This window comes from Nonomuraea salmonea (assembly GCF_042428605.1).
Lineage (GTDB): Bacteria > Actinomycetota > Actinomycetes > Streptosporangiales > Streptosporangiaceae > Nonomuraea > Nonomuraea salmonea.
Genome location: NZ_JBHMCF010000029.1, coordinates 554,471 through 577,367, shown reverse-complemented (window position 1 = coordinate 577,367; position 22,897 = coordinate 554,471). Strand labels below are relative to the sequence as shown.

24 protein-coding genes and 1 tRNA gene are annotated in these 22,897 nt (G+C 68.5%); 17 read left to right on the top strand and 8 right to left on the bottom strand.

Translation table 11 applies throughout. The features are described 5' to 3' along the window. Positions 1–2: 2 nt before the first annotated feature. The gene (locus tag ACFFR3_RS26795; protein ID WP_379484032.1) at positions 3–566 is read right to left on the bottom strand and encodes a hypothetical protein; all 564 of its coding nucleotides are present in this window, start codon (positions 564–566) and stop codon (positions 3–5) included. Between the two features lie 129 nt (positions 567–695). Here ACFFR3_RS26795 and ACFFR3_RS26790 point away from each other — a divergent pair, with 129 nt between their 5' ends. Continuing rightward, positions 696–1,718 carry a PHP domain-containing protein gene (locus ACFFR3_RS26790; RefSeq protein WP_364363375.1) on the top strand — a complete coding sequence of 341 codons (1,023 nt, stop codon included), beginning with the start codon at positions 696–698 and terminating at the stop codon, positions 1,716–1,718. A gap of 306 nt (positions 1,719–2,024) precedes the next feature. Then, positions 2,025–2,747: a helix-turn-helix transcriptional regulator gene (locus tag ACFFR3_RS26780; protein WP_345387650.1), complete on the top strand. Its 723-nt coding sequence runs from the start codon at positions 2,025–2,027 to the stop codon at positions 2,745–2,747. Between the two features lie 370 nt (positions 2,748–3,117). Here ACFFR3_RS26780 and ACFFR3_RS26775 read toward each other — a convergent pair whose 3' ends face one another. The 3 genes from ACFFR3_RS26775 to aceE form a co-directional block, all read right to left on the bottom strand. After that, positions 3,118–3,855 (bottom strand): maleylpyruvate isomerase family mycothiol-dependent enzyme, encoded by a 738-nt coding sequence (locus ACFFR3_RS26775; protein WP_379484031.1) that lies wholly within the window; start codon positions 3,853–3,855, stop codon positions 3,118–3,120. 10 nt (positions 3,856–3,865) lie between these two features. Then, positions 3,866–5,386, bottom strand: a complete 1,521-nt coding sequence (locus ACFFR3_RS26770) for an alpha/beta hydrolase (RefSeq protein WP_364363381.1) — start codon at positions 5,384–5,386, stop codon at positions 3,866–3,868. A gap of 188 nt (positions 5,387–5,574) precedes the next feature. Continuing rightward, complete coding sequence (gene aceE, locus ACFFR3_RS26765) at positions 5,575–8,322, bottom strand: pyruvate dehydrogenase (acetyl-transferring), homodimeric type (protein ID WP_364363384.1); 2,748 nt, start codon at positions 8,320–8,322, stop codon at positions 5,575–5,577. Between the two features lie 708 nt (positions 8,323–9,030). Here aceE and ACFFR3_RS26760 point away from each other — a divergent pair. The 7 genes from ACFFR3_RS26760 (at position 9,031) to ACFFR3_RS26730 (ending at position 12,568) form a co-directional block, all read left to right on the top strand. Continuing rightward, on the top strand, positions 9,031–9,213 hold the full coding sequence (locus ACFFR3_RS26760) for a DUF1918 domain-containing protein (RefSeq protein WP_345387644.1): 183 nt from the start codon (positions 9,031–9,033) through the stop codon (positions 9,211–9,213). 9 nt (positions 9,214–9,222) lie between these two features. After that, positions 9,223–9,630, top strand: coding sequence for a secondary thiamine-phosphate synthase enzyme YjbQ (locus tag ACFFR3_RS26755; RefSeq protein ID WP_364363387.1), 408 nt, complete (start codon positions 9,223–9,225; stop codon positions 9,628–9,630). 117 nt (positions 9,631–9,747) lie between these two features. Next, a complete protein-coding gene (locus tag ACFFR3_RS26750) occupies positions 9,748–10,179 on the top strand; it encodes a DUF3052 domain-containing protein (protein ID WP_345387640.1) in 432 nt (143 codons plus the stop codon). Positions 10,180–10,215: 36 nt separating this feature from the next. Further along, positions 10,216–10,671, top strand: coding sequence for a peroxiredoxin (locus ACFFR3_RS26745; RefSeq protein WP_345387638.1), 456 nt, complete (start codon positions 10,216–10,218; stop codon positions 10,669–10,671). 72 nt (positions 10,672–10,743) lie between these two features. After that, entirely contained in the window at positions 10,744–11,025 is a 282-nt protein-coding gene (locus tag ACFFR3_RS26740) for a hypothetical protein (RefSeq protein WP_345387636.1), read from the top strand. Between the two features lie 512 nt (positions 11,026–11,537). After that, a complete protein-coding gene (locus ACFFR3_RS26735; protein WP_364363392.1) occupies positions 11,538–12,479 on the top strand; it encodes an ROK family protein in 942 nt (313 codons plus the stop codon). Between the two features lie 17 nt (positions 12,480–12,496). Further along, positions 12,497–12,568, top strand: a tRNA-Val gene (locus ACFFR3_RS26730). A gap of 59 nt (positions 12,569–12,627) precedes the next feature. On the opposite strand, the gene ACFFR3_RS26725 is transcribed toward ACFFR3_RS26730, so the two are convergent. The 3 genes from ACFFR3_RS26725 to ACFFR3_RS26715 are packed head-to-tail and all read right to left on the bottom strand — an operon-like array spanning position 12,628 to position 15,475. Next, positions 12,628–13,812 (bottom strand): site-specific integrase, encoded by a 1,185-nt coding sequence (locus tag ACFFR3_RS26725; protein ID WP_345387632.1) that lies wholly within the window; start codon positions 13,810–13,812, stop codon positions 12,628–12,630. After that, positions 13,809–14,009 carry a helix-turn-helix domain-containing protein gene (locus ACFFR3_RS26720; RefSeq protein ID WP_345387630.1) on the bottom strand — a complete coding sequence of 67 codons (201 nt, stop codon included), beginning with the start codon at positions 14,007–14,009 and terminating at the stop codon, positions 13,809–13,811. The genes ACFFR3_RS26725 and ACFFR3_RS26720 overlap by 4 nt, the downstream gene beginning before the upstream one ends. Next, the gene (locus ACFFR3_RS26715; protein ID WP_345387628.1) at positions 14,006–15,475 is read right to left on the bottom strand and encodes a replication initiator; all 1,470 of its coding nucleotides are present in this window, start codon (positions 15,473–15,475) and stop codon (positions 14,006–14,008) included. Before ACFFR3_RS26715 ends, ACFFR3_RS26720 begins: the two co-directional genes overlap by 4 nt. Before the next feature lie 112 nt (positions 15,476–15,587). Here ACFFR3_RS26715 and ACFFR3_RS26710 point away from each other — a divergent pair, with 112 nt between their 5' ends. The 4 genes from ACFFR3_RS26710 to ACFFR3_RS26695 all read left to right on the top strand — a co-directional run bounded on the left by ACFFR3_RS26710 (position 15,588) and on the right by ACFFR3_RS26695 (position 20,658). Continuing rightward, on the top strand, positions 15,588–16,457 hold the full coding sequence (locus ACFFR3_RS26710; protein WP_379484030.1) for a GntR family transcriptional regulator: 870 nt from the start codon (positions 15,588–15,590) through the stop codon (positions 16,455–16,457). A 1,074-nt stretch (positions 16,458–17,531) separates the two neighbouring features. Beyond that, complete coding sequence (locus ACFFR3_RS26705; RefSeq protein ID WP_379484029.1) at positions 17,532–17,774, top strand: GntR family transcriptional regulator; 243 nt, start codon at positions 17,532–17,534, stop codon at positions 17,772–17,774. A gap of 889 nt (positions 17,775–18,663) precedes the next feature. Continuing rightward, entirely contained in the window at positions 18,664–18,900 is a 237-nt protein-coding gene (locus tag ACFFR3_RS26700) for a hypothetical protein (protein ID WP_345387620.1), read from the top strand. Positions 18,901–19,089: 189 nt separating this feature from the next. Beyond that, a complete protein-coding gene (locus ACFFR3_RS26695) occupies positions 19,090–20,658 on the top strand; it encodes a TROVE domain-containing protein (protein WP_345387618.1) in 1,569 nt (522 codons plus the stop codon). Here ACFFR3_RS26695 and ACFFR3_RS26690 read toward each other — a convergent pair. Then, a complete protein-coding gene (locus ACFFR3_RS26690; RefSeq protein ID WP_345387616.1) occupies positions 20,655–21,176 on the bottom strand; it encodes a GNAT family N-acetyltransferase in 522 nt (173 codons plus the stop codon). The genes ACFFR3_RS26695 and ACFFR3_RS26690 overlap by 4 nt on opposite strands. Before the next feature lie 68 nt (positions 21,177–21,244). On the opposite strand from ACFFR3_RS26690, the gene ACFFR3_RS26685 reads away from it, so the two are divergent. From ACFFR3_RS26685 to ACFFR3_RS26670, 4 genes are all read left to right on the top strand, one after another. Beyond that, positions 21,245–21,736, top strand: coding sequence for an Imm21 family immunity protein (locus ACFFR3_RS26685; protein WP_364363411.1), 492 nt, complete (start codon positions 21,245–21,247; stop codon positions 21,734–21,736). 190 nt (positions 21,737–21,926) lie between these two features. Continuing rightward, positions 21,927–22,196 (top strand): hypothetical protein, encoded by a 270-nt coding sequence (locus ACFFR3_RS26680; RefSeq protein WP_355413216.1) that lies wholly within the window; start codon positions 21,927–21,929, stop codon positions 22,194–22,196. A gap of 44 nt (positions 22,197–22,240) precedes the next feature. After that, positions 22,241–22,426 carry a hypothetical protein gene (locus tag ACFFR3_RS26675; RefSeq protein WP_345387610.1) on the top strand — a complete coding sequence of 62 codons (186 nt, stop codon included), beginning with the start codon at positions 22,241–22,243 and terminating at the stop codon, positions 22,424–22,426. Then, positions 22,426–22,872 carry a DUF6941 family protein gene (locus ACFFR3_RS26670; RefSeq protein WP_345387608.1) on the top strand — a complete coding sequence of 149 codons (447 nt, stop codon included), beginning with the start codon at positions 22,426–22,428 and terminating at the stop codon, positions 22,870–22,872. Before ACFFR3_RS26675 ends, ACFFR3_RS26670 begins: the two co-directional genes overlap by 1 nt. The last annotated feature ends 25 nt before the right edge of the window (positions 22,873–22,897 follow it).

The following is a 22,897-nucleotide window of genomic DNA, read 5'->3' as shown; positions in this document are numbered from 1 at the left end:
GCTCAGCTCCCGCCGCTCCAGCCGCGGCCGAAGCCGCCGCGCTGGATCGACTTGCCGCTCCTGCTGCTGATGTTGACGTCGGAGGGCTTGAGCGTGGTGCCGCCGCGTACGCGGGTGCCGACGCGGTGGCCGCCGTAGTACCAGACGTAGGCGCCGTGGGAGCCGCCGTAGTAGTGGCCGCCGGTGGAGGAGGAGCGGCTGTCGTCGTCGCAGTTGGAGTCGTCCACGACCTGGTAGGAGCCGTCGGAGGAAGTGCTCGTGGCCGTGGGGCTGCTGGTCGGGGTCGGGGAGGCGGTCGGGGAGTCGGTGGCGGTCGGGGTGGCGGTCGGGGTGGCGGTCGGGGTGGCGCTGTCAGTGCCGGTCGGTGTGGGGGTCGGTGTGGCGGGGAAGTCGCCGCTGCCGGTCGGGCTGCCCAGCAGGACGCAGTCGGCCGTGACCTCCTCGTCGTCGTCGACCGCCGCGCAATAACCCACGACCATCACCGAGAGGACACCGAGGACCGCCAGCGGAACGATCTTGGACGATTTGCGCGGCGGTTGCTTCGGCGCCTGCGACGGGTGTGGCATGAAACTCCTGCTTTCCTGGGCCGATCAGACTAGCGGCGGCCCTCGGCCCTGATCAATGGTCCCTGGCCGATTTGCCCTGATCAGGGTTGGTGCTCCCGGTCGCCGCTCTCCTGGGGTAGGACTGGACGCATGGATCCGGTCGAGGCCCTGCGCGAGATCGCCTTTCTGCTCGAGCGCGCGGATGAGCCCCCGTACCGCGTGCGTGCCTTTCGCCGCGCCGCCGCGGTGATCGATGAGCTGTCCCCCGGAGAACTCGCCCGTCTGGCCCGTGACGGCGGGCTCGGTGATCTGCCCGGCATCGGGAAGGTCACCGCCCTTGTGGTTAACGAAAGCCTTATGGGTGAGGTTCCAACTTATTTGCGGCGAATGCGGGCGACTGCCGGCACGGAGCTCGACGCGGAGACCGCGGAGCTGCGCGCGGCGCTCAAGGGCGACCTGCACAGCCACTCCGACTGGTCGGACGGCGGCTCGCCGATCGAGGAGATGGCGCGGGCGGCGATCGCGCTCGGGCACGACTACCTGGCTCTGACCGACCACTCACCGCGGCTGACCGTGGCCAAGGGGCTGTCGGCCGAGCGGCTGGAGCGCCAGCTCGACGAGGTGGCCGCGCTGAACGAGCGGCTGGCGCCGTTCAGGATCCTGACCGGCATCGAGGTGGACGTGAACCTCGACGGCTCGCTCGACCAGCAGCCCGAGCTGCTCGACCGGCTGGACGTGGTGGTCGCCAGCGTGCACTCCAAGCTGCGCATGGGCGCGGAGGACATGACCCGCCGCATGGTCACCGCCATCGCCGACCCTCGCGTGGACGTGCTCGGCCACTGCACGGGCCGCGTCGTGCGGGCGGGCGGCAAGCGAGGGGTGAAGCGTCCCGAGTCGGAGTTCGAGGCGGAGCTGGTCTTCGAGGCGTGCCGGCGGTTCTCGGTGGCGGTCGAGATCAACTCCAGGCCCGATCGGCTCGACCCGCCCAAGCGGCTGATGCGGCTGGCGTACGAGACGGGCTGCCTGTTCGCGATCGACTCCGACGCGCACGCGCCGGGGCAGCTCGACTGGCAGCGCAACGGCTGCGAGCGGGCCGCGAGGTGCGGGATCGAGGCGGACAGGATCGTCAACACCTGGCCGCTCGACCGGCTGCTCGACTGGACGCGCGGCTGACTGCGCGGGATGACCGGCCGGCTGCTCGCGCGGCTGATCGGTCGGCTGGCTGCGCGGCTGACCGGTCGGCCGACCAGTCGGCTGACTGCTCGGCTGACTGCTCGGCTGACGGGAAGAACCGCGGATCGTCACGTGGCGGAAAGGCGAGCACGGCTCGCATGCCGCCTGTAAGGTCGTTCCGCTTTTCTCCGGGGTCCCGGGGGTGGTCACGCGGGCGTGAGATCCCTGTGGCGGCGCGGTTAGGTGGGTGTCGCGGAGCTGCCGCGCGGCCCGCGATTGTCGGTGGCGGCGCGTAGCGTTCCGCTTGTGAACCGTACCGACCGGCTCTACGCGCTCGTCGAAGACCTGCGCGCCATCGCGCCACGCTGCCGCTCCGCCCGCGAGCTGGCCGCGCGGTTCGAGGTGAGCGTACGCACGATCGAGCGCGACATCACCGCGTTGCAGGAGTCGGGCGTGCCGATCTACGCCGAGCCGGGTCGCAGGGGCGGCTACGCGATCGACAGGAAGGCATCCCTGCCTCCGCTCAACTTCACGCCGACCGAGGCGGTGGCCATCGCGGTGGCGCTCAGCCGGGCCGGCGACCAGCCGTTCGGCCGCCAGGCGCGCAGCGCGTTACGCAAGGTGGTGGCCGCCATGCCGGGCGCCGAGGGCGAGCTGGCCAGAGAGCTGGCCAGGCGCGTGCAGCTCGCGCGCCCGCAGGACGAGCCGGACGTCCGGCCGATGGGCGGCGAGGGCATCTCCAGGGCCATCGAGGAGGCGCTGCTGCGCCGCCGGGTGCTCAGGCTCGACTACGCCGACGCCAAGGGGGCGCTGACCTCGCGCGACGTCGAGCCTGGTGTGTTCCTGGGCGGGCGCGGCGGGTTCTGGTATCTCGTGGCGTGGTGCCGGCTGCGCGACGACGTACGCGTCTTCCGCCTCGATCGCATCGCGGCCGCCGCCGTCACCGCCGAGCGCTGCCCCGACCGGCCCCTTGAGGGCTTCGCCACCGACGTGCCCGAGATGGTCGTGCACGGCACGGTGCTCGACTGACTTATCCGAGAGTTTTTTCGAAAACACCGACAGGGGGTTGTCGCCATAGGGATACATGCTTGTGGTGTTCGAACAACGAAGGGCGCATGATCTTCCATCCCAGGTGATCATCCGCTCGCCGGCCGGAGAGAGCGCCTTCCCCGCGAGATCCCGGTCCCGGCGAGCGGGCCGCCCCGCCTGCGCGGGGCGGGTCACCCGTCGCCCTGGACCCGCCGCCGATCGCCGAGCGGCGGCGCGTCCAGGGCCCTTGCGCTCGCGGCGATCGGACGGTGCTCAGAGTCGGGGCTCAGAGTTGGGGCTCGGAGACGGTGCTCGGAGACGGTGCTCGGAGACGGTGCTCGGAGACGGCGGTCAGGGAGCAGGGCGGTGCTCAAAGGGAGGCGGCCGACAGCCAGCGGTCGAGGAGGTCCTGGTCGCCGTGCACGGTCACCGCGGCGGGTGAGCGGCGGCCGTAGAGCACCAGCAGCAGCTCGGCGACCGGGCCGCGCACGGCCACGTCGCCCTTGGCGTGCCCGCGCTCCCAGGTGAACGTCCCGGCGGGGCCCTGCGTGATGGTCCACTCGCCGTCGGCGTCGCTCGCGTGGAGGTGGATCGTGGCCCCCTCCAGGCCGAGCTCGGCCAGCGGCTTGGTGACCCACCTGGCGGACGGCAGGTTGTGCAGCAGCTCTTCGATGCCGTCGATCGCGGTCTCCGCCGGGATCTCCGGGTCGACGCCGAGCGCGAGCTCGGCGTCCACCCGGTGGATCAGCAGCTCGAAGAACATCCGGCGCGGCCACCACGAGGCCCGCTTCTCCGGCCCCCACGACCACACGGGCGTCGAGGGATCGGTGGCGCGCAGCGTCTCCAGCATCTCGCCGGCCCCCGCCGTCAGCCACGCCGCGTCGCCGGGGACGCCCTCCGGCAGGCCGGTCGGCACCTGGAACGACCAGATCCGCTCCTGCGCCTGGTTGCCCAGCACGTGCGCGGTCCAGCGGTGCAGCCGCCCGACGTGGGTGACCAGGTCGGCGATCGTCCAGCCAGGACAGGTCGGCACCGGCACCGACAGATCCCCCGACAGCGCCGCCAGCCTGGTCGTCTCGGCTTCGATCTTCGCGAGGTAGTCAGTCACGCGATCTACATTAGGCCGCCGGGCAAGTCGTGCCCTTCTGCGGCATCTTGCCGTCGATCAGGTACGCGTCCACGATCCCCTGCACGCACTTGCTGCCCGACAGGTACGCCCCGTGCCCCTCGCCCTCGTACGTCACCAGCGTCGCGGTCTTGAGCTGGGCCGTCAGCTTGGGCGCCCACTGGTACGGCGTGGCCGGGTCGCCCTTGCCGCCCACCACCAGGATCGGCGCGGAGCCGGTGGCGTCCACGTGCCTGGCCTCGTCGCTGCCCTTGGCCGGCCAGACCCGGCACAGCCCGCCCGAGCCCTCGCTGCCGAACAGCGGCGAGATCTTCAGCGCCGCCGCCTCCGTGCGGCGCAGCGTCGCCTCGTCGGGCCGCTCGGCGGTGTCGACGCAGGTGATGGCGGGGAAGCTGGTCATCTGCGTGGAGTAGTTGCCGTTCTGGTCGCGCCCGGTGTAGGAGTCGGCGAGGTACATCAGCGCCTCGCCCCGCCCCTTGAGCGCCTCGCCCAGCGCCTGCTCAAGGAACGGCCAGGTCAGCTCCGAGTAGAGCGCGGCGGCCACGCCGGTGGAGGCCAGGCCCTGGGTCAGCGCGCGGCCGCCCACCTGCAGCGGCTTGGTGGTCAGCTGGTTCATCAGCCGGGCCACGTTCGCGTTGGCCTCCTCGGGCGTCTTGCCGACCGCGCAGCTGCCCTCCTTCACGCACGCCTTGAGGAAGCTCTCGTACGCCTGCTGGAAGCCGCGCGTCTGGGCCAGTGTGCGCTGCTCGAACGTGACCGTCGGGTCGAGCGGCGCGTCGAGCACCATGCGGCCGACGTTCTTCGGGAACAGGGTGGCGTAGACGCCGCCGAGCTGGGTGCCGTACGACATGCCGACGTAGTTGAGCTTGGGGTCGCCGACGGCCTCGCGGATGCGGTCCATGTCGCGGGCGGCGTTCACGGTGCCGACGTAGGGCAGGATCTTGCCGGAGTGCTCCTGGCAGAGGGCGGCGAACTCCTTGTTGGCCGCCTCGGCCGCCTGGTGCGTCTGCGCGTCGGCCGGCAGCGTGTTGAGCGAGGTGAACCTGTCCATCTCGGCGCCGTCGCCGCAGCGCACGCCGGAGCTGCGCTCGACGCCGCGGGGGTCGAAGCTGATCAGGTCGTAGCGGGCGCGCAGCGCGGTCAGCGCCTTGGCGGCCTGGTCGAGCGTGTCGACGCCGGAGGCCCCTGGCCCGCCGAAGTTGAACACCATCGAGCCGAGCTTCTTCGCCTTGCCGGTGGCGGGCAGCTTGATGAGCGCCAGGTCGATCTTCTCGCCGTCCGGCTTGGCGTAGTCGAGGGGCACCGCGAGCTTGCCGCACCGGACGGAGGCGTCCTGGCGGGCGGGCGGCTCGCCGTCGGGACGCTTGATGTCGGTGCACGGCCCCCAGGCGATCGACCCTGATGCGGCGGGCCCGGGGCTCGCGCCGTCGAGGGCCTCCGAGGCCGGCTGGGCGGGTGCGGTGGAGCAGCCGGCGGCCGCCAGGACCAGGGCGGCGGCTATAACGCGACGCATGACGAAACTTCCCCTCACATCTCTTCAGGGGGAAGTAGTGCCCACAATACGGCAACGTGCACCAATGGTGAGTGAGGCGGCACGTACCCCCTCCTGAACCTGCCGCCTCAGATGCCCGGCGGCCGGGACGGCCTGATATGACGGCGCTCCCGCGAAGATCTTCGCGGGAGCGCCGTATCTCGGTCGGGTCAGACGCCCATCGACTGGGTGTCGTTGCTCTCCGCGCCGCCCGCCTCGGTGACGCCGTTCTTGAGGTGGTAGCGGGCGATGGCCTCGCGCAGCACCTCGCCGTCGAGCTCGCCCCGCTTGACCAGGCTGCTCAGCACGGCCAGCGTGATCGAGGCGGCGTCGACGTGGAAGTGGCGGCGCAGCGCCGAGCGGGTGTCGGACAGGCCGAACCCGTCGGTGCCCAGCGAGGACCAGTCACCCGGCACCCACTGCGCGATCTGGTCCTGCACGGCCTTCATGTAGTCGCTGACGCCCACGAACGGGCCCTGCGCCTGGGACAGCGCCTGCGTGACGTAGGGGACGCGGCGCTCGGCGTCGGGGTTGAGCAGGTTGTGCTCGTCGCACGCCAGCGCCTCGCGGCGCAGCTCCGACCACGATGTCGCCGACCACAGCGTGGCGGACACGCCCCAGTGCTCGGCCAGCAGCCGCTGCGCCTCCACGGCCCACGGGCCCGCCACGCCGGAGGACAGGATGTTGGCCTTGGGCCCCTGCGTCTCCGGGCCGTCGGCGAACTTGTACAGGCCCTTGAGCAGGCCCTGCACGTCGATGTCGGCCGGCTGGGCCGGCTGCAGGTAGGGCTCGTTGTAGACGGTCAGGTAGTAGAAGACGTCCTCGGGCTGGTCGCCGTACATGCGCCTGAGGCCGTCCTTGACGATGTGGGCCACCTCGAACGCCCACGACGGGTCGTAGGCGACGACGGCCGGGTTCGTCGAGGCGATGAGCGGCGTGTGGCCGTCCTCGTGCTGCAGGCCCTCGCCGTTGAGCGTGGTGCGGCCCGCGGTGGCGCCCAGCAGGAAGCCGCGGCCCATCTGGTCGCCCATCTGCCACATCTGGTCGCCGGTGCGCTGGAACCCGAACATCGAGTAGAAGATGTAGATCGGGATCATGTGCTCGCCGTGCGTGGCGTAGGAGGTGCCGGCCGCGATCGCCGAGGCCATCGAGCCCGACTCGCTGATGCCCTCGTGCAGGATCTGCCCCTGCGTCGCCTCCTTGTACGACAGCAGCAGCTCCCTGTCGACGGCCTCGTACGTCTGCCCGTGGGGCGAATAGATCTTGGCCGTCGGGAACATGGCGTCCATGCCGAACGTACGGGCCTCGTCGGGGATGATCGGCACGAAGCGGTGGCCGATCTCCTTGTCGCGCATGAGGTCCTTCAGCAGCCGCACGAACGCCATCGTGGTGGCGACCTGCTGCTTGCCCGAGCCCTTCTGGAAGGTGGCGTAGACCTCGTCGCCGGGCAGCTTGACCGGCTTGGCGCGGATGACCCGCTTGGGCAGCACGCCGCCGAGCGCCGCGCGGCGCTCCTTCATGTACTGGATCTCGGGGTCGTTCTCGCCCGGGTGGAAGTAAGGAGGCAGGTCGCCCTCCAGCGCGGAGTCGGGGATCGGCAGGTAGAGCCGGTCCCTGAACTCCTTGAGCTCGGCCTTGGTGAGCTTCTTCATCTGGTGGGTGGCGTTGCGCGCCTCGAAGTCCTTGCCCAGCGTCCAGCCCTTGATGGTCTGGGCGAGGATCACCGTCGGCTGGCCGACGTGCTCGCGGGCCGCCTTGAACGCGGCGTAGACCTTGCGGTAGTCGTGGCCGCCGCGCGACAGCTTGCGGATGTCGTCGTCGGTGAGGTGCTCGACCATCTTGCGCAGGCGCGGGTCGGAGCCGAAGAAGTGGTCGCGGATGTAGGCGCCCGACTCGACCGAGTAGGTCTGGAACTGGCCGTCGGGGGTCGTGTTCATCTGGTTGACCAGCACGCCGTCGACGTCGGCCGCCAGCAGCGGGTCCCAGTCGCGGCCCCAGACGACCTTGATCACGTTCCAGCCGGCGCCGCGGAAGTACGACTCCAGCTCCTGGATGATCTTGCCGTTGCCGCGTACCGGGCCGTCCAGCCGCTGCAGGTTGCAGTTGATCACGAACGTGAGGTTGTCGAGTTCCTCGCGCGCGGCCAGGCCGATCGCGCCCAGCGACTCGGGCTCGTCCATCTCGCCGTCGCCGAGGAAGGCCCAGACGTGGCTGCGGCTGGTGTCCTTGACCTGGCGGTTGAACAGGTAGCGGTTGAACCGCGCCTGGTAGATCGCGCCGATCGGGCCGAGACCCATCGACACCGTCGGGAACTCCCAGAAGTCGGGCATGAGCCGCGGGTGCGGGTAGGAGGGCAGTCCGTGGAAGCCGTGCGACAGCTCCTGGCGGAACGCGTCGAGCTGGGCCTCGTTGAGCCGGCCCTCGAGGAACGCGCGCGCGTAGATGCCCGGGGCCGCGTGACCCTGGAAGAAGACCTGGTCGCCGGATTCGCCGTGGTCCTTGCCGCGGAAGAAGTGGTTGAAGCCCACCTCATAGAGGGAGGCGGCCGAGGCGTAGGTGGCGATGTGGCCGCCGACGTTGGTGCGGGCGTTGGCTCGCGACACCATGACCGCCGCGTTCCAGCGGATGTAGGCACGGATGCGGCGCTCGACGTGCTCGTCACCCGGGAACCAGGGCTCGCGCTCCGGCGGGATGGTGTTGATGTAGTCGGTGCTGCGCAGGCCCGGCACGCCGACCTGGTGCTCGCGGGCCCGCTCCAGCATGCGCAGCATGAGATAGCGGGCTCTGGTGCGGCCCTCGGTCTTGACGACGTTGTCGAGAGACTCGAGCCACTCGTTGGTCTCGCTGGGATCGACATCAGGCAGCTGGCTGGGTAGGCCGTCGCTGATGATCGAGAATCGCTGGCGTCCGGAAGCCACTGGGTCTCGCCTTCCGAGATGGACTGATGTCTGGTCTGGGTCGCCTTCCATCCTGGTCTCTAGCCGGAGAAAACGCATCTCTACTAGCCAGTAACCAGAGTGTCCCTGCTGGCAGGGCCGCCCCTGATGGCCTAGACCACCGATGGTAGGACGAATCGCCACCAAAGGTTACATCCCGCAAGCAATTTAACAAGACCAGAAAACCAACGAAATTTCGCTCGATTCCCGGCTGCTTCCGCGATGTCTCCTCCGTAGCCTTAGCCTCCCCCTCAGGGGAGGCTTCTCACTCGCGGCGGGCGAGTCTATCCGGCCAGGTCGGCCGGGCGCTCAGGCCGGGATCGCGGCCGTCCGCCGGCCGCTCCTGGCCGGACCGCTCTTGGTTCAGGTGACCCACGCGGATCATGCGCCGGCTTTCGGCGCGAGCGGGCGGCGGCTTCGGCCTGTTCCCGGGCTGCCCGCCGCGTTCTTTCTTGCGCCGTGGGGGCCTTGCGCCGGTGTGCCCTGGAGGCTCTTCGCACCCCTCTGTCCGGTGCCCCACCGCCCGGGCGCGTCGCCGCCGATCGGGGCTCCCAACCGTCGCTCTCGCGGTGGCGACGTCCGCTCCATGCACCGTAACGATCCGGTCATGATTCTGGAGCGCTCTCCAGACCCGGCAAAACTTAGGAATCTCACTTTTCGTACGGCATTCCGCGTACCAATGTGAGAGGTATGAATGCGACGGTTGGCGATCGGCTCCTGGTACATGGCAATACCGTGGGCGAAAGTGACAGGAGTGGCGTAATCACTGAGGTCCAGGGCGTGGACGGCGCGCCCCCGTACCGGGTCCAGTACGACGACGGGCACACCTGCCTGGTCTTTCCCGGGCCCGATGCCGTGGTGGTGCATCAGTAAGATTTTCGCGTGAGATCTGAAATCATCGCTGTGGCCACCGGTTCCCGGGAGACCGTGCACGACATCACGGCCGAATGCGCCGAATTCGTACGCGGTCAGGGCGGCGACGGGCTGCTGCACGTCTTCGTGCCCCACGCCACGGCCGGGGTCGCGCTGCTGGAGCTGGGCTCGGGCAGCGACGACGACCTGCTGGCCGCGCTGCGCGACCTGCTGCCCGCCGACGATCGATGGCGTCATGCCCACGGTTCGCGAGGTCACGGCAGGTCCCACGTGATGCCCGCACTGATCCCGCCGTACGCCACGATCCCCGTGCTGCGCGGGCGAATGGCACTGGGCACGTGGCAGTCGGTCGCCTTGATCGACCTGAACGTCGACAACCCGCAACGCCAGGTTCGGCTGTCGTTTTTGTCTGATTGATTCTGGCCGACCAGGGCCGTACCCGTGGCGACCGTTGACGACTGAGGGTCACAGCGTGTGGACTGTGCCGAAGCGATAAACCGCATAAGCGGGGCCACTCAAGCAGGAGGGATAAACGTGAGCGCGACCGCGGGTCAGGCGCAGGGCGAGCGCGGCCTGGCCGAACGACTCGGCCTCAAGCCGGGTCAGGTGGTGCAGGAGATCGGTTGGGACGAGGACGTCGACGACGAGCTTCGCGACTCCATCGAAGACCTGACCGGCAACGAGCTGCTGGATGAGGACAGTGATGACGTCGTCGACGTGGTGCTGCTGTGGTGGCGCGACGGTGACGGCGACCTCTTCGACGCTCTGACCAACGCCATGCGAGCACTCGCCGACGGCGGCCAGATCTGGCTGCTGACTCCCAAGGCCGGGCGCGATGGCCACGTGGAGCCGAGCGACATCGGGGAGGATGCCGCTACCGCGGGTCTCTCGCAGACGAGCAGCATCTCCGCCGCACCCGACTGGTCCGGGACCAGGCTCGTCCCGCCGAAGGGCAGCCGCCGGTAGGAGTCCCGAGCGCGTGCCGTACGGCAGGATGGACCTGTGAACGCACATCCTGCCGAGGTCGGCGCCCAGGCTCCTCATTTCGAGCTACAGGACCAGCACGGCACCCCGGTGAGCCTGCGACAGTTCCGGGGCGAGAAGGTCGTGCTGGTCTTCTATCCGCTGGCGTTCAGCGGCATCTGCGGCAGCGAGCTGTCCGCCCTGCGCGATCAGCCCATCGAGGGCGCGCGGTTGCTGACCGTGTCCGTCGACTCGGTCTTCACCCACCGCGCGTGGGCGGATCGCGAGGGTTACACGTTCTCCCTGCTGTCTGATTTCTGGCCACACGGACAGGTCGCGCAGGCGTACGGTGTGTTCGATGAGGCGAAGGGGCTCGCGCAGCGGGGGACCTTCATCATCGACGGCGAGGGCGTGATCCGGTGGTCGGTGGTCAATCCGATCTCCTCAGCACGTGACGTCGCCGACTATGTCAAGGCACTCGCCGATATCGTATGACGTTCAAGGACATCGCCGACTTCGGAGGAAACGATGCCCTGCTTCCGGTGCGGGGCCCGGCAGACGGACCCGGTGCGCGGAGCCAGCCCGTGGCAGCGCGGGGTGCGCCACGAGTCCCAGGTGCTCATCTGCCCTGACTGTCAGCGGCTGCACGACCTCGACCTCGACTCCTGCTCGACATGCGGGTCCACGGCACTGTTCTGCCGGCTGGGCGAGGTGGAGTGCCGGGGATGCGGCGCCGTCTGGATGGCCCGCTCGTCCACCGACCCCATCCACCCACCCGCCGTCGCCGCACCGCCAGGGTTGTCGGCCGAGGTGGAGGCGGCGCTCAACCGGGTCCTTGGGCGGGCCTGAGGGGGCTTGTGCGGGGTTGCGGGTGTGTGGCGGACTTGGGGTGCTTCACTTGGGTTCGCGGGGCTGTGTGATGATCTGGGGCGTCTTGAACGGGATGCGCGCCTCAGCTTGATCGTGTCTGGGACGCCGCACCCAAGATGTCTGGGACGCCCTGCCCCCGGGCTCCGGGCAGGTCGTGAACCCCTGCCACGGACCTCTGCCACGGACCCTTGCTACTGATTCTTGCCGCGGACCTCTGCCGCGGACCTCTGCCGCGGACCTCTGCCGCGGACCTCTGCCGCGGACCTCTGCCGCGGACCTCTGCCGCGGCCCCCTGGCACGGCCCCCTGGCACGGCCCCCTGGCACGGCCCCCTGCCACGGCCCCCTGGCACGGGCCGCGGTTTGGCTGGTTGATCAAGGTCGTGGTCGGCGGCCGATCGATGTCGCGTTCACGTGCTGATCTTGTGCCTGGGGCCGGACGCCCTTTCCGGACATTTGCTGAGCTGCGCTATCGTCTCCTTCCGTGTCCGCAATGAGTTCGTTCGTCGTCGCGCTTGACGTCGGTGGCACGTCCATGAAGGGCGGCCTGGTCAGCGAGTCCGGCGCGGTGCTGCTGAGCGAGCGGCGCCCCACCCCTCGGACCGAGGGACCGGAGGCGGTCGTGGCCGCGATCTCCGACTTCATCAGCCACCTGGCCGGATCGGGCGACGGCATCCCCGCAGGCGTCGGGCTCGCCGTACCGGGGCTGGTGACGGAGAGCACCGCCGTATACGCGACGAACCTGGGCTGGCGCGACGTCCCCGCCACGGACTTCACCACCCTGGACATCCCGGTCATGCTCGGGCACGACGTACGCACCGGGGGCCTGGCGGAGAGCATCCTCGGCTCGGGCCGCGGCGTCTCCGACTTCCTCTTCCTCCCCATCGGCACGGGCATCGCCGGCGCCTCGATCATCAACGGCGAACCGTACGGCGGCGCCGCCGGCTGGGCGGGCGAGATCGGCCACACCCCCGTCTTCCCCGACGGTGAACAGTGCGCGTGCGGGCAGTTCGGCTGCCTGGAGACGTACGCGTCGGCGGCCTCCGTCGGGCGCCGCTACAGCCAGCGAGCCGGCGTGGAGGGCGTCAAGGCCGAGCAGGTGGTCTCCTCCGACGACCCCATCGCCATCGAGGTATGGGACGAGGCCGTGGAGGCGCTGTCGCTGGCGCTGGCCACGTACACGCTGCTCTTGGACCCGTCCGTCATCGTCCTCGGCGGCGGCCTCGCCGAAGCCGGCCCCGCCCTGTTCGACCCCGTACGCACGCGCCTGATCAAGCGCCTGGCCTTCCGCGAGGCGCCCCCGCTCGTCCCCGCCGCACTCGGCGTGGACGCCGGCATGCTCGGCGCCGCCCTCCTGGGCTGGCGCGCCGCCGGCCGCCCCGAGCTGGGGCCCGGGTGGGTGGTGGATGTGCGATCGGGCCCGTTGGTGTCGTAAGGTGTAGTGCCGATCAGGGGCGGTTAGCTCAGCGGTAGAGCACTCGCCTTACAAGCGAGGGGTCACTGGTTCGAACCCAGTACCGCCCACCTGCGAAAACACACGATCTTTGATCTTGAAAACGGCGACTGAGTGACTAAGTGAGTGACTAACTCCCGAAGATCTTGTCCATCGCCGCAGCTCCCTGCATGATCACGGGCCGGATCTGGTGCCGGTAGACCGTCTCGGTGACCACCGTGTTGGAGTGGCCCACCAGGCGCGAGATGTCCTCGATGGGGACACCGGAGTCTGACAGCACGGACACAAAGCTGTGGCGTAGCTCGCGAGGTGACCACTTTCGTTCGGTGAGCCCCGCCGCCACGACGACCTTGCGGAAGTCACGCCGTACGTTGTGAGCCGTGACGGGTGTGCCCGTTCGCGTGCAGAACACGAGGTCGGTGTCCTGCCATCGGTTGCCCGCCTTCTCCCTCGCGAGGTCCTGCGCTTCCTTGAGGAGGCGCAACGCGTCCACGCAGCGCTGGGGGAGCTTGAGTGACCGGCGGGACTTCACCGTCTTGGTGTCGCCCTTCTGCCGGACGGATCGCCAGACGTAGACCGCGAAGTCGGTGTGCTCCCAGCCCGCCTCTGCCACCGGCAGCCAGGCTTCACGGCTCTCGTCGTACGCCACGACGTGCGACCAGAGCAGTGCCCGCAGTTCCTCCGTACGAGCCCCGGTCAGCAGGGACAAGACGATGTAGGCCCGTATGCGCTCGTTGCTCTTCTCCGCCTGGGCGAGAACGGCGAGAGCTTGGGCCAGCGTCAGGGCCTTGGACGGACGACCGGCGCGCCCCTCCGGGATGTCGCACAGATCCACGACGTTCCGCTTCACCTTGTCACGGCGCATGGCGCTCTTGACCGACCGGTTGAGGATGCCGTGGATCAGCTTCAGCGACCGGGTGCCCAGGTCACCGGTCTTACTGGTGAGCCACTTGTCCACGTCCTCCACCGAGAGGTCGCGCAGCTTGCGAGCGCCGAGGGCAGGGATCACGTGCTTGTCGGCGTAGGTGATGTACATCTTCACCGTGGCGTCCGACCTCCCACCGAGGCCGTGTTCCAGCCAGTAGCGCACCGCGTCGGCCACGGTGTAGTTGGTCGGCGCGATTGCCAGGCCGTCTTCGTAGTCGCGGATGATCTCTTTGAGCTTGGCCTTGGCTTCGGTCTTGGTCTTGCCGCTGGCCTTCTTGACGATGCGTTTGCCGGCCGGGGTGTAGCCGACCGTCACCGAGGCGATCCAGCGTTGCCGTTTGTCGTCCCAGTGCAGGCCGCCGTCGCCCCGGCTGCGTCGTTCGGTCATGATGCCTCCTGTTCGAGTAGTGCGATGTAGTCCTCAATGGCTGAGGCGGGGATGAGGCGTGTGCGCCCTTGGGTGACGGAGCGGAGCCGTCCTGAGCGGATGAGTTCGTAGATCACGCTGCGGCTGAGGCTGAGCAGGTGCATGGCTTCGCAGACGCGGTAGAGCCGCCGGTCGTGGGCGGGTAGGGGTGGGGTCATGCATCCGCCTGTTCTGCCGCGATCTGGCGGGCGGTCTGGACGCGGTGGCGGATGTGTTCGGCCATGATCGCTTCGCCTGGGGTGTGGCCGATTCCGGTGAATCGCCAGTGACCGAGGACGAGGGTGGTGGTGTCGTCGAGGGCGGGCAGGCCGTGGCGCTCGCGGGCTTCGGCGGCGCGGTGTGCTGCGCGGGCGTTGCGCAGGTCGGTGAGCTTGAGTGAGTAGGCGCGGCTCTTGCTGGAGAAGTGGCCGCGAAAGCCGAGCATGTGCGCCCAGGGGCGGAGGCGTAGTGCGCGGAACTCGGGACGTGCGCCGAGGTACCAGCAGGTACGGATCATGCGTCGGGCGTGGTCGGTGACGGGCAGGGCGTCGAGGTTCAGGCCGGGTTTGAGGCCGCTGCCGTGGCAGTGCCCGCAGGTTGTCATCGGGCTGAGCCGCCCGCGTCCGGCGCAGGATCGGCAGGACAGGCGGTGGTCGATGGTGCCGGAGGCTTCGGCGCCCTTGGTGGCGTACTTGGCGATGTAGGAGGCGACGGCTCGTTCGCTGAGCCCGTCGGCGTCGGGGTCGAGCAGGATGGGGCGGATGTCGAGCTGGTCGCCCCAGGTGAGGGTCCATCTGCCGAGGTCGCTCGGTGGTGTGGTGACGGTGACCTGGTGGACGGCGGGTGGGATGGCCTGGGTGAGCAGGTGGTGGTCTGCCCAGTCGGGTGGCGGCTGGGCAGGTCCGGCGGGTCCGTCGAGGCGGATGACGGCGTGGAAGTGGATCAGGCCGCGCCGCTGGTATTCGGCGACCTTGGCGAAGGACACCTTGGCGTGCTCGGCGAAGCCGCGACGGGTCATCCCGCTCTGGCGGGCCAGCTCTTGGCGGATGGCGAGGGTGAAGCGGTGCCACAGCGCGCCCGCGTGCGCCTGCCACAGCACCGCGCCGGTGTAGTCGTAGCAGTCGGGGCAGATCGGCTGGCCGAGCCGGTCGTCCTGGGGCTCGTGCCGGAGGTGGCAGCCGACCGGCCGCCCGTGCTCGCACACCCTGTCGCGGTTGCGGGGACGGCAGCGACGGCCGTCGCGGTGGGAGTGGACGGGACCGAAGGAGGGCGCGGTCAGGGTGACGAATGCCCGGGGGTGCGTGCTGACGGTCTCGGGCACGCCTTTGCCTCCTGACAGTCCTGCCCGGATCAGGTGGAACGTGTCGGCCTGGTAGGTCTGGGAGCAGGCCGGGCAGACCGAGGCCCGCCGGTTCCCGCAGGCCACCAGGAGATGTCCTGAGGGCTCACCGTCTGTTGTGTAGGCGTGCAGGATCTCGCCGGTGCTCGCGTTGACGATCATCGATTGTCCGGCCAGGTGTACTGGGTGGGCGCATCCGCCGATCGCCGTGACCATGGACTTCCAGCGTCCATAGCCCGGTGCGTTGATCAGGCGGGTCAGGTCGGCCATCCAGTCGGAACCTAGTGACTCTTCCTCCTTGCTCATAGGGCACCACCTCCTCTGTTGGACTACCTGTAGTACAGGTTGACAGACATCGCGCTTGGTGGTCAACCTGTAGTACAAGTAGTCCTGAAAGCTTTACCGAGGAAGGCCAACCATGGAGACCAGCACCGACGACAAGGACGCCCTCTGGCGCGTCATCGCCTCAGACCTAAGAGGCGCCATCCTCGACGGCCGCTATCCACCCGGCGGCGCACTGCCCAGCGAACCCGAACTCGTCCGCAAGTACGACGTCTCCCGACCCACCGTCCGCAAGGCCATTGAAACGCTGGTCTCCGAAGGGCTCGCCTACGTCATGCGCGGACGCGGCTCCTTCGTCCGCCCCATGCCCGAACGCCGCGCCATCGTCATCACCGACCGAGACCGGCCCGACCTCGCCGCCCCCGGCAACCACCCCGACGTCCAAGCCTTCGGCTGGGACCTCGCCCAACGCGACCACGAGACCCCACTGTTCACCGGCGAGAAGACCATCGCCAGCCGAGACGTCGCGATCATGCTCGGCGTCCGCCCCGGCCACCCGGTCATCCACCGCCGCAGCATGTGGCACCGCGGCCACACCGCCGCCATCCACGGCGCATCAGCCCGCCTGGAGATCAACTCCTACACCAACGCCGACATGCTCCCCGACTATGACGACCCCAAGCGCCACGCCCAATACCGCAAGCGGCCCGGCTTCTTCTACCAGTCGCTCATCCGCGAACACGGCCCCGTCCGCTGGATGACCCTCACCACCGCCCGCATCGCCTACGAAGACGAACGCGCCGCACTCGGTATGGACTACGCCGAAGCCGTCCTCATCATCCGCCGCACCATGGCGCACCCCAACGGCCACCCCATCGAGGTCACCGAGGTCAAGGCCCCCGCCAACCGCTACGAGATCGGCTACCACCGCGAACTCGCCGACGACCCTGACGACGACTTCACGCCACAGGAACTCAGCGACAACGGCATAGACCTCGTGATCTAGACGGCCCACCGGGCGTCGGTCTGGCTCAGAGTTTCTTTACTGGTTCAAGGCGACGGCGCTCCGCGCCGTGCGCACGGCCCCGCGCCCGCCCGCCGCCCGGGCGTGCGGCCTGGGGGCCGGTCCCGGGCGGCAGCGGCTCGGGCCGTACCGCCGCACGGCCGCCGCACCGCCGTACACCTTCCCCGGCCGACCTCCGCGCCGTCGCCGACGTTCCGCCGCCGGCCCCCACCGCTTCGCGGCCCTCCGGGTGCTTCGCATGGGCGCCGGCCGCTCCACTCACCAGAAGAGGGGGACTCTTCAACCCTCGTGCCTCCGGCGGGAGCGCTCCGGCCCCGAGGTGGGGGACCACCTCGCACGCCATCGACTCAGGCAAGCCCAGCAGCCCGGCTCCTCCGCATCAAGCCCGGCTCTGACCGCAGGACAACACATGACCGAGGAACGGCGACCGGCCAACGTACACGCGAAGCCGGGCTTGACGCTCCGTCCCCGGCCCGCTGCCGCTACGCGGTGAGTCGACGGCGTACGAGGTGGTGGGAGTGATCGGCATGCATACATGAGGGGTAGTGATGGCAGCCCGATGCGTTTCACGTCTGGGCTGCCATGGCGGGTGAGCCGCAGTTCGGTGGCTTACCGGGCGGCTCCGTCCAGCAGGGCCGCCCAGAGAGTCCATGCGTCGTTGATCGACATCGTGTGCGTCTCGTGCACCACATGCCCGCTGTCGTGCTGGACGGTGCGCCGGATGAAGCCTCTGGCTCCGCTGGAGCACAGCTCATACACCGTGGCCTTGCACGAGCAGGTCCAGGCCAGCGGGCGAGGTCGTTCGAGGGCGTCGCAGGGTGGCGCCCACTCTATGCGTTGATGATCTTTTCGCAGCGTGCGTACGTGACGGCTTGCGCACTCACCGATGGCGATGCCACGGAGGTTCTGAGCTGGTGTCATGGCGGCATCATAGGCTCACCAAGCTATAGCGCGCTATAGCGCACCTGGCGCGCTGTCCATCGCCATGGCGCGGTATGCATCCCTAGCGTTGCTGCAATGGTGGAGTTGAAGGCGAATCAGCCCAGGTGGCGGCAGGTGCACGCGATCATCGCCGAGCGCATCCGCACGGGCGAGTACAAGGCGGGGGAGCGCATTCCGTCCTTGATCGATCTCATCGAGGAGTTCGGCATCGCCAACGCCACCGGCCAGAAGGTCATGCGCGCCCTTCGCGCGGACGGGCTGATTCGTACGGAGCCCGGCATGGGCAGCTTCGTGACCACGCCTGAAGAGCGCAAGGAGATCGAGGCCGAACGGGCGAAGCGCTCGAAGTCTGAGTGACCAACTGAGTGACAACCGCCGTGGACGGCCGTGGACGCTGGTGATCTTCCACGGTATGAAGGTCCAGGTGAGAGGCCGTTCGACCAGCCATCCCACCTGGCTGTGAGGCGACTTACAAGCGAGGGGTCACTGGTTCGAACCCAGTACCGCCCACCTGTGACATCAGCCCCGTCTCCGATCATGGGAACGGGGCTTCGTGCCATTAACCTGCCTTCCCGTGTTCCCTTTGCGGGACCGGGATCTTCACGGCCGCTTCAGGGGCGAGCGCCGAGGTCCATGTCCCTGACCCGGCACTACGGTCTTGCTCATCGTGGAGGTAGGCCGATACAGCACTCCGTCAGCGAGGCAGATGTTCTGCGAGAGCCGACTGGGGTCACCGCGCATGCATGCTAAGAGGTTGTTAGCTGTTTCCATCCGGGCTGGGCTGATGTTGGTGTTCGCCCTGATGGGTGGAGGCGCGCTCACTGCGTTGGGCATAACGGCCGGCGACTTTTCGGTGCCTCCTCCGGGAGGATTCTTGCGCTTGTCGGCATCGGGGTGGTTCTGGTGATGCTGGTCTGTTGCGCGCTTCTGGCGGGCGTCACCATACGGCTTTCGAGGTGCGCCTACGACGCGTTGAGGCCGCCGTTGACATGCGGGATCGCGGGCTGAGCCGAGCGACGAAGAGCAGGTGGCTCCAACCGGCAAGGCGTATGAGGGGTCGTCGGCTCGCCGCTCCCGCCAGTAACAGCCGCAACGCCCTGGCCGAGCTGCCCCTGCGCGCCGTCCGCTCATGATCCATAGTTTTCCGACAAGATCCATAAGTGGGGATTTTCTAGATCGACAAGCCGTAGCGTGAGGTCATCCGTACGGGCGGCGCGTGTGTCGCCCATAGAGGAAGGACGATGTCATGCGACGCAAAGCCGCACGTTTCGGCGTGACCATGGCCATGGCCGGCGCTCTCGCCACCGGAACCCTCACCGCCGCCCCGGCCAGCGCCGCGGCTGCCGGCTGGTTCCCGTACCAGGGCTTCCGGACGCTGACGACCTGCGTTCAGGCGGGGACGGCCAAGCTGATCATGGAGAACTACAAGGAATACGACTGCCGCTGGGACAGCCCGTTCTACATGCTCTGGCTGAGGAAGTAGCGGGATAGGATCTCCGGGAACGTGCCCGGTGCGCAGGCGAGGAATTCTTCTCCCGTGTGTCGCAGGTTCGAGTCCTGCCCGCAGGCTTCGGCCTCGGTAGCTCAGATGGCAGAGCATCGGTCGTGACGCTTCGCCGCTTTGATCTCGGGCACGTTCTCCTGACCTCGGGCTACGTTCGGGAGGCCTTTCGTGGTGCTCGATCGTGGCACGTCTCCCGTCGTGACGGAGCGGGAGCCGTCCTCCGGCACGTACGAGGGCGCCTCCGGCTACGTACGCGACCCCAAGAGCGCGCTCTTCCTCATCGCGGTCTCGAACATGGTCGGCGAGGACACCTATTACGAGCAGGCCGGTGATCGCGACGGCCGGTTCCGGCGGCTGGTCCACCGGGTGGCCGTCGAGGACGGTGAGTGGCTGGCCCGGTTCCTGCCGTGGCTGCGCTCTGAGGCGAACATGCGCTCCGCGTCGCTCGTCGCCGCGCTCGAAGCGGTCAGGGCGCGGCTCGCCGCGGGGCGGCATGGGCTGAACCGAGGGCTCGTCGACGGCGTGCTCCAGCGTGCGGACGAGCCGGGGGAAGCGCTCGTATACTGGACCTCCACGTACGGACGATCCATCCCGAAGCCGGTCAAGCGCGGCATCGCGGACGCCGTCCAGCGGCTCTACACCGAGCGCAACCTGCTCAAGTACGACACCGCCTCCCAGCCGTACCGCTTCGGGGACGTCATCGACCTCGTCCACCCGGCTCCACACCCGGACAAGCCATGGCAGGGGGACCTTTTCCGACATGCCCTCGACCGGCGTCACAACCGGGACAACGCCCTTCCCGACTCGCTGGCGATGCTGCGGCGGCGCGCATACCTGATGTCGATCCCCGTCGCCGAGCGGCGCGCGCTCCTCACCCAGGGCCGGCCCGCGGCGACGCTCGCCGAGGCGGGCATGACCTGGGAAGCGCTCGCCGGATGGCTCCAGGGGCCCCTGGACGCGCAGGTGTGGGAGGCGATCATCCCGAGCATGGGGTACATGGCCCTGCTCCGTAACCTGCGCAACTTCGACGCGGCCGGCATCAGCGACGCCGTCGCCGAACAGATCATGGCGAAGCTCGCGGACCCGGACGAGGTGGCCAGGTCGCGGCAGCTGCCGTTCCGGTTCTACTCCGCGTACCGGGCGTCCTCGTCGTCGCGATGGGGGGCCACGCTGGACCGGGCGCTCACGCTGGCGACCTCGAACGTGCCGTCGTTCAAGGGGCGGACGCTCGTCCTTGTCGACACGTCCGCGTCCATGACGTCGGGGGCGGTCGCGGCGCGTTCGTCGGTCTCGCCGGTGCAGGCGGCGGCGCTGTTCGGCGTCACGCTCGCCGTCCGGGGCTCACAAGTGGATCTGTACGGCTTCGCCGACGGGGTCTTCGAGCACCCCGTTCCTGCGGATGGCTCGGTGCTGGCGGAGATGCGGCGGTTCTGCCGGCGAATCGGAGCGGTCGGGCACGGTACGCGGATCGCGGAGGCCGTGCGGAGCACGTACCGAGGGCATGATCGCGTCGTCATCCTGTCGGACATGCAGACCATGACCCGCTCCATCGGGCGCGGCGTCACGTCGGCCGCACCTGAGCATGTCCCCATGTACGGCTTCAACCTTCAGGGTTATCGGTACGCCGCGATGCCGACCGGGCGGGGGAACCGGCACGAGTTCGGCGGTTTCTCCGACTCCATGTTCGCGTTGATTCCTTTGCTGGAGGCCGGGGGCGACGCCGGCTGGCCGTTCTAAGCGGTCGGGACCCAATAGCGGCGCTTCTGGTCGGTGACGTTGATCAATTGCCCGCCGTTGGCTTCGATGACCCGGCGGGAGGCGACATTGGTCTTGTCGCACATGACCAGCGCCTGGGAAATGCCCAGGCTTTTCGCGATCGGGAGCGCCGCGGCCAGCATGGCCGTCGCGTGGCCCTGGCGGCGTGCGCTGGGCCGGACGTCATAGCCGATGTGACCGCCCCACTTCTCCAGAGCCGGAGTGAGGTGGTGACGGATGGCCATTCTTCCGAGGAATCGCTCGCCGTCGGCCCACCACAGGGTGGTCATCGGCACGAATCCGGGACGTACGCCCGATGCGGTCCGCTCGTTGATGACGCGCACGGTGTACGCCTCGAAAGCCGCCGGATCCACGAGAGCCTGCGGGTCGACGTCCTCGACGAACCACGGCACCGGATAATCCTGGTCGGCGCGGAACTCTTTCACCGCGGCCACGAACGATGTCCTCAGTTTGCTGGTCGGGTCGATGAGTTCCGGCATGGCGACCATGATGCCCGGGTGGGTGTTGGGGACCAAGCGGATTTCAGCGGTGTGGGAAAGGACGGGACGTGCGGATCTGGGTGGACTCCTCGGGCGGACCGCTGGCACTCGTGCCTGCGGAGGCGTTGCACGAGTGGACCGGCGTGAACGGCGCCGATTACGACGCGGCATGCGCGGTTGAAAGCTTCGGGGTCATCAGATTTGGAAAAGACCGGTCGGCATTGATTGTCTGGGATGAGCCTGCGCGGACCACGTTCTTCGAGCGGCTCTTCGTGCAGTGGATGTACGCCGATTCCGATGCTGACGTGGAGCAGGCGGTGTCGGACCTGCGCGACGTCGTCTGGGAGCAAGGGCCGATCGTGGACGTCGGCGGGCCGATGGTGCTTCTCGACGCCGCGGCGCCTGGAGCAGAGGTACGGATCGACCAGGCGCGGGGCGAGATGGATGCGGAGGCGATCAGCGTCGAGATCGAGCCGGGCTTGTATCGGGTGGACTGCGGCGAAGTCAGCCTGGACGAACGCACCTGCTTCCGCTGCTACCACCTCGTCGCCCTCGCCTAGGCTGATCCCGAGCGGCGACGACGGCTCCGGACGAGCGGCTTGCAGGTCGGCGGTATGTGGAGTCTTTCCGCCGGGACGCTTCTGCTCGCGGCCCGATGTGGCCGTCTCAATGCGAACGATCTTCGTGGCGAATCATCATGTAGCGCAATGGTACGGACACGCACAGTAGTGCCCGGACAGGCGGAGCGGCATGAGGGAGGAGCTGTGGGTTGCATGGCTGAATGTCAGTGCAAAGACCGCAGAGAAGATCCAGAATCGCCATGGACTGAGCGCCCTTGAGGTAAGGGACGCGGTGGTGTGCCGTGAGGGACTGGTGTACACCTGGCACCATCATCCGGAGCGTGGCGTCCGAGCCCTGGTGCAGGTGCGCATACGGGGGATGACGACGCTGGTCGTCCTCTATCCCGCCACTGAACTTGACGGTGATGTCTACAACCTCGGCAGCGCGTACCCGATCTGATCGTCGCTGGTCTCAAGCATGCTCTGGAGGGCATCATGACGTACATGAGCGCCAACGATTTCTACGAAGAGGACGAACCCGTCCAAGACATCCTTGAGGCGTTCGAGCGTGGCGAGAAGCGGGTGACCCGCAGGCCCGATCGTGGGTTCAACGAGCACCTGACGATCGTGGGGACGCCCACGGTCGGGGAGACCAGGACGAGCGGCTCCGTACTGGTCAACGTCTGCTGATGGCCGCACCTATCGATATCCAGCTCATCTTGTGTGATGCGGCTGTCTCTGATCCGAGCGGCAAGGTGCACATGCTCGGCGCCGGTTGGTCCGTAACCGGAGCGCCTATCGCGCCACATGCTGTCGTCGTGCTGATGGGCATCCCGCGGGATCGCGCGAACCAGAAGATTCCACTTCGGCTCCAACTCTGTGATGAGAACGGTCAGCCGGTTCAGGTGACCAAGCCGGATGGCGAGCGGACGCCGATCGTTCATAGCGGCGATCTCGAGATAGGGCAGCCGCCCGAGCTTGCGGCAGAAACGCTGATCGATGCGGCATTCAGCGTCAGCATTCCTCCTCTCCAGCTTGGACCTGGGCGCTACCAATGGCGAGTTCAGGTGGGCGAGCAAGTGGTCAGCAAGTCGTTCACCGCTCAGCAGGGACGCGACCAATACACGTCGGAGTAGCGGATACAGGTGGCGCGGTTCAGGC